Annotated in this window: 14 protein-coding genes, 1 tRNA gene and 1 pseudogene; 14 read left to right on the top strand and 2 right to left on the bottom strand. The window is 44.6% G+C overall.

Annotation, left to right across the window (positions count from 1 at the left end; all coding sequences use genetic code 11):
• Window positions 1–52 precede the first annotated feature (52 nt).
• The 9 genes from C0J08_RS17260 (at window position 53) to C0J08_RS17220 (ending at window position 9,576) form a co-directional block, all read left to right on the top strand.
• Window positions 53–370, top strand: a complete 318-nt coding sequence (locus tag C0J08_RS17260) for an urease subunit beta (protein WP_012068673.1) — start codon at window positions 53–55, stop codon at window positions 368–370.
• A complete protein-coding gene (gene ureC / locus C0J08_RS17255; RefSeq protein WP_212653146.1) occupies window positions 370–2,076 on the top strand; it encodes an urease subunit alpha in 1,707 nt (568 codons plus the stop codon). The genes C0J08_RS17260 and ureC overlap by 1 nt, the downstream gene beginning before the upstream one ends.
• Window positions 2,077–2,098: 22 nt before the next feature.
• Window positions 2,099–2,542, top strand: a complete 444-nt coding sequence (locus tag C0J08_RS17250; RefSeq protein WP_212653145.1) for an urease accessory protein UreE — start codon at window positions 2,099–2,101, stop codon at window positions 2,540–2,542.
• The gene (locus tag C0J08_RS17245) at window positions 2,523–3,215 is read left to right on the top strand and encodes an urease accessory protein UreF (RefSeq protein ID WP_212653144.1); all 693 of its coding nucleotides are present in this window, start codon (window positions 2,523–2,525) and stop codon (window positions 3,213–3,215) included. Before C0J08_RS17250 ends, C0J08_RS17245 begins: the two co-directional genes overlap by 20 nt.
• Before the next feature lie 81 nt (window positions 3,216–3,296).
• Window positions 3,297–3,938, top strand: a complete 642-nt coding sequence (gene ureG / locus C0J08_RS17240; protein WP_012068677.1) for an urease accessory protein UreG — start codon at window positions 3,297–3,299, stop codon at window positions 3,936–3,938.
• Between the two features lie 70 nt (window positions 3,939–4,008).
• Window positions 4,009–4,593, top strand: coding sequence for a HupE/UreJ family protein (locus C0J08_RS17235; RefSeq protein ID WP_212653143.1), 585 nt, complete (start codon window positions 4,009–4,011; stop codon window positions 4,591–4,593).
• A gap of 57 nt (window positions 4,594–4,650) precedes the next feature.
• A complete protein-coding gene (locus C0J08_RS17230; RefSeq protein ID WP_212653142.1) occupies window positions 4,651–8,139 on the top strand; it encodes a hybrid sensor histidine kinase/response regulator in 3,489 nt (1,162 codons plus the stop codon).
• Entirely contained in the window at window positions 8,123–9,037 is a 915-nt protein-coding gene (locus C0J08_RS17225; protein ID WP_212653141.1) for a response regulator transcription factor, read from the top strand. Before C0J08_RS17230 ends, C0J08_RS17225 begins: the two co-directional genes overlap by 17 nt.
• A 125-nt stretch (window positions 9,038–9,162) precedes the next feature.
• Complete coding sequence (locus C0J08_RS17220; RefSeq protein ID WP_212653140.1) at window positions 9,163–9,576, top strand: GNAT family N-acetyltransferase; 414 nt, start codon at window positions 9,163–9,165, stop codon at window positions 9,574–9,576.
• Window positions 9,577–10,036: 460 nt separating this feature from the next.
• On the opposite strand, the gene C0J08_RS17215 is transcribed toward C0J08_RS17220, so the two are convergent.
• Window positions 10,037–10,567 (bottom strand): peroxiredoxin-like family protein, encoded by a 531-nt coding sequence (locus tag C0J08_RS17215; protein WP_212653139.1) that lies wholly within the window; start codon window positions 10,565–10,567, stop codon window positions 10,037–10,039.
• A 124-nt stretch (window positions 10,568–10,691) separates the two neighbouring features.
• Here C0J08_RS17215 and C0J08_RS17210 point away from each other — a divergent pair, with 124 nt between their 5' ends.
• Window positions 10,692–11,534, top strand: a complete 843-nt coding sequence (locus tag C0J08_RS17210; RefSeq protein WP_212653138.1) for an AraC family transcriptional regulator — start codon at window positions 10,692–10,694, stop codon at window positions 11,532–11,534.
• Between the two features lies 1 nt (window position 11,535).
• Here C0J08_RS17210 and C0J08_RS17205 read toward each other — a convergent pair whose 3' ends face one another.
• The gene (locus C0J08_RS17205) at window positions 11,536–12,480 is read right to left on the bottom strand and encodes a GlxA family transcriptional regulator (RefSeq protein WP_212653137.1); all 945 of its coding nucleotides are present in this window, start codon (window positions 12,478–12,480) and stop codon (window positions 11,536–11,538) included.
• 142 nt (window positions 12,481–12,622) lie between these two features.
• Between C0J08_RS17205 and C0J08_RS17200 the strand changes: the two genes are divergently transcribed.
• The 4 genes and pseudogenes from C0J08_RS17200 to C0J08_RS17185 all read left to right on the top strand — a co-directional run.
• Window positions 12,623–13,144, top strand: a complete 522-nt coding sequence (locus tag C0J08_RS17200; protein WP_212653136.1) for a cysteine hydrolase family protein — start codon at window positions 12,623–12,625, stop codon at window positions 13,142–13,144.
• Between the two features lie 172 nt (window positions 13,145–13,316).
• A tRNA-Ile gene (locus tag C0J08_RS17195) sits at window positions 13,317–13,393 on the top strand.
• 115 nt (window positions 13,394–13,508) lie between these two features.
• Window positions 13,509–14,303: pseudogene (locus tag C0J08_RS17190) on the top strand (IS110 family RNA-guided transposase); the annotation flags it as partial.
• Between the two features lie 65 nt (window positions 14,304–14,368).
• Window positions 14,369–14,602: transposase (locus C0J08_RS17185; protein WP_212653135.1), on the top strand; the 234-nt coding region annotated here is incomplete at its 3' end.

The raw sequence follows: 14,602 nt of genomic DNA, 5'->3' as shown, positions 1-14,602 counted from the left end.
CGTTACGTCATTGAATGTATGTATCAGGTTCTTCTTTTAAAAGGAAAACATCATGATTCCAGGTGAAATTCAGGTAGCCGAAGGCGTTATCGAACTCAATGTTGGTCGCAAGACGGTGAAAATTCGCGTCGAAAATACCGGTGATCGTCCTGTGCAAATTGGCTCCCATTATCATTTTTACGAAGTGAACCCAGCCTTGTCTTTTGATCGTGAATTAACCAAAGGTTTTCGTTTGAATATCGCGTCTGGCACCGCTGTGCGTTTTGAGCCTGGTCAAGGTCGTGAAGTGGAGTTAGTCGAATACGCAGGTACGAAGACCATTTACGGTTTCCGAGGTGAAGTCATGGGTAAATTGGTAGGAGCAGAATAATGGCGACGATGGACAGACAAAGTTACGCGCAGATGTTCGGCCCGACTACTGGCGACCGTGTGCGCTTAGGCGATACTGATATTTGGATTCAGGTGGAAAAAGATTTCACCGTCTATGGTGACGAAGTGAAATTCGGTGGTGGCAAGGTCATTCGTGACGGTATGGGACAAAGCCAAGTGACCAATGAGATTGCCGTGGATTTGGTGATTACCAATGCTCTGGTGTTGGACCATTGGGGAATTGTGAAAGGCGATGTTGGCATCAAAGATGGCCGTATTTTTAAAGTCGGTAAAGCAGGCAACCCAGACGTACAAGATAATGTGGATATTGTGGTTGGCCCTGGCACCGAAGTGATTGCTGGGGAAGGTTCTATTCTAACCGCGGGTGGCATTGATGCCCACATACACTTTATATGTCCGCAACAAGTGGAAGAAGCCTTAACCTCTGGCGTCACCACCATGATTGGTGGCGGTACTGGACCTGCCACGGGAACGAAAGCAACGACTTGTACACCCGGGCCTTGGTATCTTGGCAAGATGTTACAAGCAACCGACAGTATGCCGATGAACTTAGGTTTTTTAGGCAAAGGTAACGCCAGTCTGCCAGAGGCCTTAGAAGAGCAGTTAGAAGCGGGAGCATGTGGGCTAAAATTGCATGAAGATTGGGGAACTACCCCAGCATCAATTGATTGTTGTTTGAGTGTCGCAGAAGCCTACGATGTGCAAGTAGCTATCCATACCGACACACTGAACGAATCGGGCTTTGTTGATAGCACCATTGATGCTTTTAAAGACCGTGTTATTCACACTTATCACACCGAAGGCGCAGGCGGCGGTCACGCTCCTGATATTATTCAAGCTTGTTCTAACCCAAATGTTTTACCTTCTTCAACCAATCCAACGCGTCCTTATACTCACAACACGGTTGATGAGCATTTAGACATGCTAATGGTGTGTCACCATTTGGACAGTAATATTGAAGAAGACGTAGCCTTTGCGGATTCGCGTATTCGTAAAGAAACCATTGCCGCGGAAGACATTCTCCATGATCGTGGCGCTTTCAGTATGATTTCCTCAGACTCGCAAGCGATGGGACGAGTGGGAGAAGTGGTAACTCGTACATGGCAAACAGCCCACAAAATGAAGCAGCAGTTTGGTTTATTACCAGAAGATCAAGAATTGGGTGCGGATAACTTTCGTGCTCGTCGTTATATTGCTAAGTACACCATCAACCCTGCCATTGCTCATGGTATCAGTCACGAAGTGGGGTCAATTGAACCGGGAAAAATGGCCGATTTGGTCTTGTGGAAGCCCGCTTTTTTTGCCGTGAAACCTTCGATGATTATCAAAGGCGGCATGATTGCCAGCGCTCCAATGGGTGACCCAAATGCCTCCATTCCAACCCCACAACCTGTGCATTATCGGCCTATGTTTGGCTCCTGTGGTAAGGCTGCGGCAGCCACGTCTGTGACCTTTGTATCTAAGGCCGCATTGAATAATGGCTTGAAGGAAAGTCTTGGATTGGAACGTACTTTGGTGGCTTGTAAAAACACGCGCAATATTTCCAAGCTCGATATGATCCATAACGATTGGCTCCCAAATATTACTGTCGATCCGCAAACCTATGAAGTGCGTGCGGATGGGGAGTTATTAACCTGTGAGCCTGCGGAGAGGTTACCTCTCGCACAACTTTATACGCTTTTTTAAGCGCGCTTTTTAGGACGGTACTATGCTAGATATTTACGAAAGATTAGGCACACATTGCCATGATCCGGTTTACACCACAGTGACGTTAACCCATGAACAGCGTGACCGCGGACGTTTAAAACTTGTCGGTGAAAATAACGAGGAAGTTCGTGTTTTTCTTGAACGCGGTAAACCGCTTTTAGTAGGGGAATTCTTAAAATCTGAATGCGGCAAGATAGTTCAAGTCGCTGGTGCCGTAGAAAATGTGGCTCATGCCAGTTGCGAAGATTGGGAAGCTTTTTCCAAGGCTTGTTATCACTTAGGTAATCGCCATACCAAAATCCAAATTGGTGAGCGTTGGCTACGTATCAAACCAGACCATGTATTAGAAGACATGTTACATATGCTTGGTTTGATCGTTACCCATGAAGAAGCGGTGTTTGTGCCTGAATCTGGAGCTTACAGTCATGGACACAGTCACCACTAACATTGTCACCACTGACATTCGCTTATTGCGGCTTTTGCAATTAAGCAGCGTGGGTTTGCCTGTGGGTGGCTTTGCTTTTTCTCAGGGCATGGAATATGCCATCGATCAAGGTTGGGTGAAAAACAAAGCCGAAGTATCGGACTGGATTGGCTTGCAATTGCAACAATCGCTAGCTCGTGTGGATTTACCTGTGCTGCGGTTATGTATGGACGCCGCTAAGCAGCAAAACACAGAAAGATTATTTGAACTGAATGATTTGGTACTGGCCTGCCGAGAAACTAAAGAGCTGCGACTGAATGATACTGCGATGGGAGAAGCTTTATTTCGTCTAATGGGCAGCCTGCAAATAGATACGCCATTTAAGCGTTTAGATGAGATGAGCTTTGTTACCTTGTTTGCCATTGCGGCCAACCATTGGGGGCTACAAGCGGATCTTGCTTGTCTAGGCTTTGCTTGGTCTTGGCTAGAAAACCAAATTGCTGCGGCAACCAAGCTAGTCCCGCTTGGGCAAACACAAGCGCAAGAATTGCTAGGTGAGTTACAGACAGATATTCGACATGCCATTGCCATGTCATTAAATATTGAAGAAGAGCGTGTTGGTGCTGGATTACCCGCTATCGCCATCGCTAGCGCGCTACACGAAACACAATACTCGCGGCTATTTCGCTCTTAATGTTTTAGTTCCCTCCTTATGGAGACGAGGAGCTAAGAACCGCCGAGTATTAATTATTGAGTTAAGAACAAGGAACCTAATATGAAAAAACAAACATTACGAATTGGTGTAGGTGGTCCAGTAGGATCAGGCAAAACCGCTTTATTGCGTTCTTTGTGTAGTGCTATGCGTGACTATTACAACATTGCCGTGGTGACCAATGATATTTACACCCAAGAAGACGCGAAGTTCTTAACCCAGCATGAAGCTTTGGATGCGGATCGTATCTTGGGTGTGGAGACAGGCGGCTGTCCTCATACGGCAATTCGTGAAGACGCGTCGATGAACTTAGCGGCAATAGATCAGTTATTAGAACGCCATGGCGCATTGGATGTGGTATTTGTGGAAAGTGGTGGTGATAACTTAAGTGCGACGTTCAGCCCAGAGTTATCCGACTTTACTATTTATGTAATTGACGTATCTGCTGGTGACAAAATTCCTCGTAAAGGCGGTCCTGGTATTACGAAATCGGATTTATTGATTATTAATAAAACCGATCTAGCACCTTTGGTTGGCGCGTCTTTGGATGTTATGGCGCACGACGCCAAAATTCAGCGTGGCGATCGTCCTTTCATTTTTTCTAACCTCAAAAGTGCCCAAGGTTTGGATGAAATTATTCAGATAATTGTGTCTGAAGGGATGTTGGAAGCAAAAGAAATACCTGCAGCGAAAGCCGTCGTTTAAACGGTATCTGTGCTCATAACCTTGTTGGGAAGTATTAAGTTTTGGTTGATCAAGTATTAGGAGAAAAATCATGAAGGCATTGAAAACAAAAGGCTTGTTTGCTGCGGCTTTGTTAGTAGCGACAGGTTCTGTATTTGCTCATCCGGGGCATGAACACGCGTCCAGTTTTATGACGGGCTTTTCTCACCCTATGGGTGGTTTAGATCATCTTTTGGCTATGGTGGCGATTGGTCTTTGGGCGGCGAGTATTGGTGGTCGTGCTTTGTGGGCAATCCCCGTCGCGTTTGTTATGACGATGATCCTTGGTGGTGGACTGGCTGTCGCTGGAATGACAGTGCCATTTGTTGAACAAGGTATTTTGCTGTCGGTGATCGTTTTGGGTGCTTTGGTGCTGTTCGCTAAACGTTTGCCAACCTTAGTTTGTGCTGCGATTGCTGGTGGTTTTGCGTTATTCCACGGTGCCGCTCATGGTATGGAAATGCCGTTAACGGCGAATGGTTTGCAATATGCACTGGGGTTTGCTTTGGCAACAGCGGGTTTGCATGCAGTTGGTCTAGGCTTTGGTCAGGTAATGGCGAAAATCGGTACGCCTTTGGTGACACGCATTAGTGGTTCTTTAATTGCGACAGCGGGTTTGGTGCTTGCTTTTGCCTAACTCACTTTTGTTTTGTAAGCCAGGGAGCGGCGCTCTACTACCTAAGTCTGAGATGTTATGACCGCGGCACAAAAGATCTTTAAAGTGCGACGCCACTATAACAAGTGGGTTGCCGACCAAACGATGGAAGATTACGCGTTACGCTATACTTCCAAGCAAGGTCATACCATGAGCATCGAGCGTGTCGGTCATACGGCGCTCGGTGCTACTGCGTTTTTAGCTCTAGAAGGATTGGCCGCGGTTATTACACTGGCGTATGGTTTTACCAATGCCGTAGCGGCCATTCTCACGGTATTGGCGGTGTTTTTCATTACTGGCTTTCCCATTGCTTATTATTCTGCCAAGCATGGCTTGGACATAGATTTACTGACTCGAGGAGCGGGTTTTGGCTATCTTGGGTCGACGATAACCTCACTGATTTACGCCACATTCACATTTATCTTTTTTGCTATCGAAGCAGCGATTTTAGCCTCGGCGTTTGAAGTTCTGTTGGGCATTCCGTTGGCCTTGGGTTATGCGCTTTCGGCTATCTTTGTGATTCCTATCGTAACGCACGGTATTCGTGCTATCAGTCGTTTTCAAAATGGCAGCCAGTGGATTTGGTTGGTGTTGCAAGTCGCTGCGATTGGGGTGGTAGTGACTCAGGAGTACCAAAACTTCGAAGGTTGGACGCAATATGCACCAGCGGAATTACCACAAAGCACGCATTTTGATTGGGTGTTGTTCGGAGCTGCTGCATCTGTATTGTTTGCTTTGATGGCGCAAATCGGCGAGCAGGTCGATTATTTACGTTTTTTTCCCGTTAAGACCAAGCAAAACCGCCGACGCTGGTGGTTTTGGTTGATTTTAGCTGGCCCAGGTTGGGTGTTTATAGGGGCGATCAAAATGCTGTTAGGCTCATTTTTGGCCTATTTAGCGATTTCTGATGGTGCTAGTGTGGTTCAAGCGACAGACCCTACTTATTTGTATCAGCGCATCTTTTTCTTTTTGACTACCTCTCCGACTACGGCCTTGTTGTTGGCTGCGGTGTTTGTGTTTATCTGTCAGATGAAAATCAATTTAACCAACGCGTATGCGGGTTCCATTGCTTGGTCAAATTTCTTTTCGCGCTTAACTCATTCCCATCCGGGGCGTGTGGTTTGGTTAGTGTTTAACGTGACCATTGCGTTATTGCTGATGGAGTTAGGGATTTACCAAGCTTTGGGCGCGATTCTAGGCGTGTTTGCGATAGCTGCCGTGAGCTGGTTGGGGAGTTTGGCAGCAGACTTATTAATTAACAAACCCTTGGGACTAAGCCCTAACTATGTGGAGTTTAAACGGGCGCATTTATACGACATTAACCCAGTAGGAACTGGGTCGATGTTGATCGCGACGACATTAGGATTAGTGAGTTATTTAGGTGTCTTTGGCGAAGTGGCAAAAAGTTTGTGTCACTTTATTTCGCTGGGCTCGTGTTTTGTCTTTGTGCCACTGATCGCATGGCTCACCAAGGGGAAGTATTACTTAGCACGCCAAAGTCCCGAACTGATTCCAATGATAGCATTAGCAAAGCAGCAGAAGCCAAACTATGTCACTTTGACCTGTGGGATTTGTGAAAATGTTTTTGAAAAGGAAGACATGAGTTTTTGTTCGGCTTATATGCAGCCGATTTGTTCTTTGTGTTGTTCCTTGGATGTGCGCTGTTTAGACAGCTGCAAGCCACAGGCGAGCATTGGTCAGCAAAGTGATTATTTCTTAAAACTGTTTTTGCCCAAAGGTTGGGTGAAAGCTTTGAGTTCGCGCTTTGGCCGTTTTACGTCGTTATTGTTGGTGATCAATATTATCAATGCTGCGCTGATGATGTTGATTTACCGGCAAATGGCGCCCAGTTCTCTGAATGAAGAAGCTTTACTGAAAGAGACTATGTTGGCGCTGTTTTTTACTTTGTTGATTGTCTCTGGTGTCTTGTCTTGGTTATTTGTGCTTGCCCATGAAAGTCGTGTGGTGGCACAGAAAGAGTCGAATCGGCAAACTCGAAAATTGATTCGCGAGATTGATGCTCACCAAGAGACGGATCGCGCTTTACAGCATGCCAAAGATCAAGCAGAGCGAGCAAATGAGGCGAAAAGTCGTTATCTTACGGGGATCAGTCATGAACTTCGGACGCCGCTGCAATCGATTATTGGTTATGCACAGCTGTTATCTGAAAAAGCCAATACGCCATCGGGCCATCAAAATGGCTTGGATATTATTCATCGCAGTGGTTTGTATCTGGCCGATTTGATTGAAGGTTTGTTGGATATTTCGAAGATCGAAGCAGGGCGTTTTGATCTCTATCGCAACACAGTGGATTTACCTAAATTAATTGACCAGCTAAACAGCATGTTTGCTATGCAAGCGCGTGATAAAGGCATTCAATTACAGTCGAAAATTCTGGCACCTTTGCCTCAGCATGTGGTGACAGATGAAAAACGCTTGCGACAAATTTTGATCAATTTGCTATCTAATGCGGTGAAATACACACCAAAAGGCTCGGTTTTCTTTGAAGTGAATTATCGTAACCAAGTCGCCGAGTTTGTGATTCGCGACACGGGTGTTGGCATTAAAGAAGGCCATTTAAAGCGAATTTTTGATCCTTTCGAGCGAGTTCGTGACGTCAGTACGGGCAATCTTCCAGGCACAGGTTTGGGATTGACCATAGTGAAGTTGCTCACGGATATCATGGGCGGTGATTTGCAGGCTCATTCTGTGGTGGGCGAGGGCAGTGAGTTTCGCGTCAGTCTGCTGTTGCCTTGGGTGAGTCAAGGAGATAGCGCCACTTATGAATACAAACGTATTGTGAGTTATCAAGGTTATCAACGCACTTTAATGGTGGTGGATGATGATCCTGTGGTACGTGGTTTGTTGTCAGATATTCTTGTGCCACTTGGCTTTCATGTTTTGGAAGCATCTGATGCCGAAAACTGTTTGGATGAGCTGGAGTCCTGTTCGCCAGATCTGTTTGTATTAGATGTGTCTATGCCAGGAATGGATGGTTTGAGCTTGGCGAAGTTACTCCGTGATCGTGCTTATAGTGTGCCGATAATCATGTTGTCTGCCGATGCCAAAGAAAACCAACGCAAACCAGATGAGCAAGCCGCTTTTAATCAATATTTAGTCAAACCGGTGAACAACAGTGCTTTGTTGGACGCTATTAAACATTGGTTGGTGCTGGACTGGGTGTATCAAGAAACCGAGTTAGACACCATGACGCCGGTTCTAGTTGATAAGTCTTCTAGCTCGAATGAAGAGACGAGTCTCATTACATCAGATGATCAACAACCAACCACGATTCCTGATCATGAAAGTGTGCGCGAGCTGATGGCGTTTGCAGAAATGGGCTATAAAAAAGGCGTGCGAGGCATTCTTGATCAACTCGCTAAAACAAAGGTGATTGCCGCTATTCATCTACAACAATTGGAAAGTTTGTATCAAAGCTTTCAATTCGACGGCATTGTCCAATATTTAAAACAGCATGCTTGTGAAAATCGTGACGTGAGTGAGAAATCTAATGATGAATCCAAGTAGTAAAAGTGACATTGTTTTAGTGGTCGATGATTCGCCAGATGCGTTGAGCCTGATTCATGACACCTTGGAAGCGGCCAATATGGATGTGCTCGTCGCTCTTGAAGGAAAACAAGCTTTAACCATTGCCAGACGGATTCGACCTGACATTATTCTACTGGATGCCATCATGCCAAATATGGATGGCTTTGAAACCTGTCGGGCGTTAAAAGCCGATCAAAGCCTAGCATCTATCCCCGTTATTTTTATGACAGGGTTGAGTGATACGGATGACATTGTGCGAGGGTTAGAAGCTGGTGGTGTGGATTACCTCACCAAGCCAATTCAGCCCAATGAACTGATTGCTCGAATGCGAGTGCATTTGTCGAATGCTCGCTTGAGTAACAACGCTCAGTCTGCATTGGACAGCATGGGGCAGTATTTGATGACGACCACCTTTGCTGGTGAAATCGCTTGGGCAACGCCACAAACCTATGCTCTGCTTGCCAAGGCTCGTGCTAGCACTGAATGGCAAGCTACGGAACTGGCTTTGCAAATACGACTTTGGTTGGCTCATCAACCTGTGGTTGGCAACGTATTGAAACTCGGTGGCTTGGACTATCCTTTGGCGCTGAAAATGATGGGAATGACTGAGCAAAAAGAAGTGTTGTTAAGATTGGAAGATGGAGATAAACCGACGGGGCCAGCATTATTAAAGAAAGAGCTGGATCTAACCGACCGAGAGTCAGAAGTCTTGCATTGGATCGCCAATGGTAAAACCAATCGTGAAATTGCAGAAATTTTGGAGATGAGTCCACGAACGGTTAATAAGCATCTTGAGCAAATTTTTCCTAAGCTCGGAGTTGAAAACCGCACTTCCGCTGCTGGAGTGGCATTGCGCATTTTATCGGCAGATCGCTAATGAATCTCTATTAGAAATAGCTTGGTCGCTCAGGCTTAACTTAAGGTAAGCATTTACTTATTTTATCCGTATAAAAATTACTCTATGCTGGTTTTTTTTATTGCATCGTAAAAGGTGTTTATCGTATGTCTATTCAGTACAAGGTTAATCAGTCTATTACCTCTGCTCAATTCATTGAGCTCTTGTCTAAAACCACGCTTGGTGCACGTCGTCCTATCGACCAAGTGGAAACGATAGACGCCATGTTAGAAAACGCCAACTTATTGATAACGGCTTGGCAAGGCGAGCATTTGGTGGGAGTAGCGCGTTCTGTAACGGATTTTGCCTTTTGCTGTTACTTATCTGATTTGGCGGTGGATGAATCGGTTCAATCGTCGGGAATTGGTAAAACCTTAATTCGTATGACCAAAGAAGCTTTGCAACCTAAGTGTTCTTTGATTTTATTATCTGCTCCGCAAGCGGTTGATTATTATCCAAAAATTGGTTTTATCCAGCATAATAGTGCATGGGTGCTGAGTAATATTGATGATTTAAAGTAGATACAAAAACTAATAACCGCAACGTCTCTTGAATTGGGTGGGGATGCCGGAAACTCAATTGCTTTCCAGAATATTAACCAAGCCGTCCAAACTAACAGCTGAAACGTTGAGTGTTGAAGAAAATAACCCTGTTGCTGCTATTGAGCGAGTGGCGTAAAACCCCATTGGAATATCGTGTTTCCCATGGGACCGCAGAAATCTTTTGTTACCAGATAGAGATCGCCTAATTATTTAAGGTTGTTCTATCATTCCCGCTGACTATTTTCTATGTTATGCCGTTTAAATGAGCTGGCATTGTCTTGTTAATAGAAATACTTAAGGCGTTTTCATGACGGTCATCGATGCACTTTTTTGTGTTGCAGATTGGCAATGTAAGGCTGTTGATTGAGGTGTGGCGGGATAAAAAGTAGAGCTGAAGCTTCAATTCTACTTTTTATGTTATGAGATTACATGGTCGTGGTTAAATTAGTTCGCCACGTGCTGGGTAGTTGTTGCTGACAGCGAATTCAATTGCTCCAAGTACTTCTTTGAAGTGCGGACGCGCAAAAGGCATGGTGCTGATGTTGCTCCAATAGAGGGTGTGATCAGGTCGAATTAAGAACAAGCCTGGTTCAGTAAATTCACTAGGTTCTTCAATTCCAATGCTGGTGATACCTCGGCCAGCACTTCTGTGTAATCCCCAAGCTTGGGACTGTTCAGCGGTAAGGCCGTAACCCATGGTTAAGTTTTCAATCTCCCATTCCCTTGATGCTTGTTCCGCTCTTTCTTTTGTGTCGGAACTTAGTACAAGAATAGTTACTCCTTTCGCAGCAAAGTCGTTTGCTAAGCGGCTTAGTTCTCTTAGGTAGTTTTTACAAATTGGGCAATGTAAGCCACGATAAACCACTACCATGGTAAAGTTTTCCGGTGTTTGTTGTGCCAGTACCCAAGGCTCTTTTAGAGTATTTATGGTGAGAGCAGGTGTGACTGTTCTGGGTTTTAGGACGACCATTTCGCTTACCTCATAATCTGTTGTTGGTTTTGATGAGGACAGTTTATGAGAAAAGGTGATACGATTGATGATCTATAGTGTTTTAAATATTGCAGATCGTATTTTTATATAAGGATAAATCCTCATGGATCGTCTTTCATCGGTATTAAGTGCCTTTCGTCCTAAGGCAGCTTCGATAAGTGTTTTTCATTTCACTCGTCAGAATGAGCCCTTGGCTTTGTCTGTTGATTCAAGCTATTGGCTTTACTTAGTGACTGGGGCGCTTTCGTTAACCGCGCAAGGCGATAACCGAACCGAGTTGCAACAGGGTGATGGTGTGTGGCTTGCGACGGGACAGGACCTCAGCGTATCGCTTATTCAAGGCATACACACTGAAAGTACATTATTCGTTTGTGAATTTGATTTTGCCACAAAAGCACTTAATCCCTTGTTGGACTTAGAATGGCAATGGGTGAGAGTCGACAAAGGTGATGAGATTGCTCAGCAATTGGCCCTCTTAAAAACCATCTTGCTCACTGAAAGCTTACAGCCTCGTTGTGGCTCCCAAGTGGTGACGGAAAGATTAGCCGAAGCCTATTTAGTGCAAATGCTTAGATTGTTTATACAGCATCAAAAAATCGAATTGGGCTTATTAGCTGGCTTAAGTGATGCCAGGCTGGCGCGGGCAATCGTTGCCATTCATGAACAACCTCAGCAAGCTTGGCAGGTGGCTAGTCTTGCCGATAAAGCCGGTATGTCGCGCTCGGTATTTAGTGGCTTGTTTAAAAGTACGATGGGCATGTCTCCCATGGCTTATTTAACATCATGGCGTATGCGTCTCGCCGCGCAACGGATAAAAAATGGTGACAGAAACCTCGCTATTTTAAGCGATGAGTTGGGATATCAAAGTGAAGCCGCTTTTCGTCGTACTTTTAAAAAAGTCATTGGTGTAACACCAGGAGATATTGGTCGCCAAGCTCGTCTATGAGTTACTGAGATATTGACGAGACAAAGCGCTGACGAAAAGCACTAGGTGTTAAGCCCATGATTTTCTGAAAAGCTTTTCGGCAACTCCCCACGTCTTCGTATCCTACTTGTAAAGCAATGCTTTCGAACGGTAGTGTTGTTTGCTCTAAGGTGTCACATGCCACTTGAATGCGGATGCGTTGCAAATATTCGTTCGGGTTTAGACCTGTGCATTTTGCAAAACGTCTTAAAAAAGTTCTTGGTGTGAGTTTCGCTAAAGTGGCCATGTTTGTGGTTCGTTGTTGTTCGTTAAAATGCCCCTGCAAGTAATGCTGAACAGTGAGAATAGCCGTATCACCATGGTCGAAGTTAGGTTGGAACTGCTGATAATAGCGTTGCTCTCTTTTGCCTGTATCTATGACTAACGTTTTGCTCAGCTGACGAACGATATTGGCATTCGTTAACGCTTGTATCAACTCCATTGCCAAATCCATCCAAGACATCATGCCGCCAGCACTGATGATATCGCCTTGATTAATCAATATTTTCGACGTATCTACGGCTTGTTTAGGAAAACGCTCTTTGAATGAGTTTTCTAACGCCCAGTGAGTAGTCATTATACGTTTCTCAGTTAGGCCAGTATAAGCCAAGAAAAAAGCACCAGCACAAGCACTGCACAGAATGGTTCCTTGTTGATGTTGTGTTATTAAAAAGTCAGTGATGACTTCGTTATTACTGCTGTAACTGGCCTTTTCTAACGTCGGTGATAATAAAACCGCGTGATAATGTGGTGCTTTGCTGGTGGCTTTAAGCAGGTCTGTCTCGCTTAAAATGTGAGTGGTGATTCGAACATCTAAATCAGTTTCTTCACAAGCTTCATTAGCCAGCTCGAATGTTTCTGAAAAACCGTGTACTGCCGATAAGAGGCTATAAGGGTAAGCGATCACTGCGATTTGATAATGTTTCAAAGAAAGAACCTATTTGTCAATTTTGACTTCTAATATGGCAAATTTGACACTGTAATGGAATCTATAGTTTTGCGATTCTAATTGGAGGCTTTTGCACGACGACTGTGCTTACCAATAACTTGTAAAAAATAGGAGCTAAATTATGAGCCGTACTGCTTTATTAGTCATCGATCCACAAAACGATTATTTTGATAAAGGGAAATTTCCTTTGTGGAACACTGAAAACACGTTAAAAGAGATTCTGAGCGCCATAGATGCAGCAAAAGAAAATGATGCTGCTATTGTGCTTGTGCAGCATGTCTCTGATAGTGAGTCGCCTTTTTTTGTAGAAGGCACCGAAGGGGTTAAACTTCATCAAGCTATTTTAGATGCTACTCCCGATGCACCTATCATAACCAAACAACACGCAGATGCTTTCCAAGAAACAAATTTAACGCAAGTGCTAGAAGACCTAGAAGTTGATCGCTTGGTTGTCTGCGGCATGATGACGCAAAACTGCGTTGCGCATACCGCAATTTCAGATGCGGCTAATCTTTATCAAATTAGTATTTTGCCAGATGCTTGTACGACAAGAGAGGAACTTTTACATTTGATTGCCTTGGATGCGATTAAGGATAAGGTTACCTTCAGCGACAATAAGTATGCTTTTGAGCGAGCTGAATAATCTACAAAGTCATGTATAAAAGTTGAGCAGAAATTGGTCAAACAGTGGGGCGAATGTGAGACTTTTTGAAAAATAGTCTGGTAATCAACCACTTTCGAAGATTTATTACATATAAATTGCATCGACTTCTTGGCAAGCGGCAAGCATGTCGTTATAATCTGCAACGCTTTTAGGGCCTGTAGCTCAGTTGGTTAGAGCATCCGACTCATAATCGGCAGGTCCCCCGTTCAAGTCGGGGCAGGCCCACCATATAAAATAAGCCCCTAGAAAGTTAGTTAACGCTAACTTCTAGGGGCTTAATTAGATGGTCCGCTTCACCTCTGAGCTATGCTTAGAGGGTGGCTAAACAAAGAGGCGAACCATCATGTTTACTATTAAAGTCATTGGAATCGATTTAGGCAAATCTTCTTTTCATCTTGTTGCTCATAATCATGTTGGACGAGAGCAATATCGAAAACGTCCTACACGATTTAAATTGCTAGAACATCTTGCGAATATACCCTCAACCATTATTGCAATGGAGTCTTGCGGAGGTTCTCATTGGCTGGCACGTCAATGTCAGAAGTTTGGTCATGAAGTCAAACTCATCCCCCCACAGTACGTAAAGCCCTATGTAAAGACCAATAAAAATGACTGCATTGATGCGGACGCTATTGCAGAAGCTGCGATGCGACCTAACATGCGTTTTGTGAGTATCAAAACAGAATCGGCCCAAGTGATCTCGGTGATTCAAAAAATACGTTCGGGCTATATCAAAGAGCGAACAGCCTGCATGTCTCGAATAGGCGCTATTTTATTAGAGTTTGGACTCAGTTTTCCGACAGGTCATGGCAAAATGAAGTCTTTGTTTCAGTGGCTGGCAGAGAAAAACGTCCCATTGTCTCCCATGCTCATGCAAGAGTTAATCGAGCATCATGAATATTATAATGACCTAAATGAACGCGTTGCGAGACAGGACGAAAAACTCAAAAAACTGGTTGATAGTAATAGTAATGCTCAACTTCTTATGTCTATCCCCGGTGTAGGTACACTGACAGCGGCACAGTGCTTATCCGATATCCCCAACGTGAACGAATTTAAAAATGGACGGCATTTAGCGGCTTGGTTAGGGCTGGTGCCTTGCCAATACTCCACGGGAGGGAAACCGACCTTGCTGGGTTGGTATGGACCCACTTTTGTAGACATCTCATAGCTATATAATAATAGGTAAAAATGAGGTGAATTATGAGTGGAAAACGTTATACCGATGAGTTCAAAATTGAAGCCGTTAAACAAGTCACTGAGCGGGGCTATAAGATTGCAGAAGTGGCTGAGCGACTTGGCGTTAGTTACAAAAGTATGCATGATTGGATTGCCCGATACAGCAAACCAGAAGTGAGCAGAAAAGCGGAAGATTCAGCTCTGTCAGAGATCCAGCGACTCAAAGCTGAACTAAAACGGGTGACCGAAGAGAGGGAT

The organism is Marinomonas sp. CT5 (genome assembly GCF_018336975.1).
Lineage (GTDB): Bacteria > Pseudomonadota > Gammaproteobacteria > Pseudomonadales > Marinomonadaceae > Marinomonas.
This window is presented reverse-complemented; position numbering and strand designations above follow the sequence as displayed.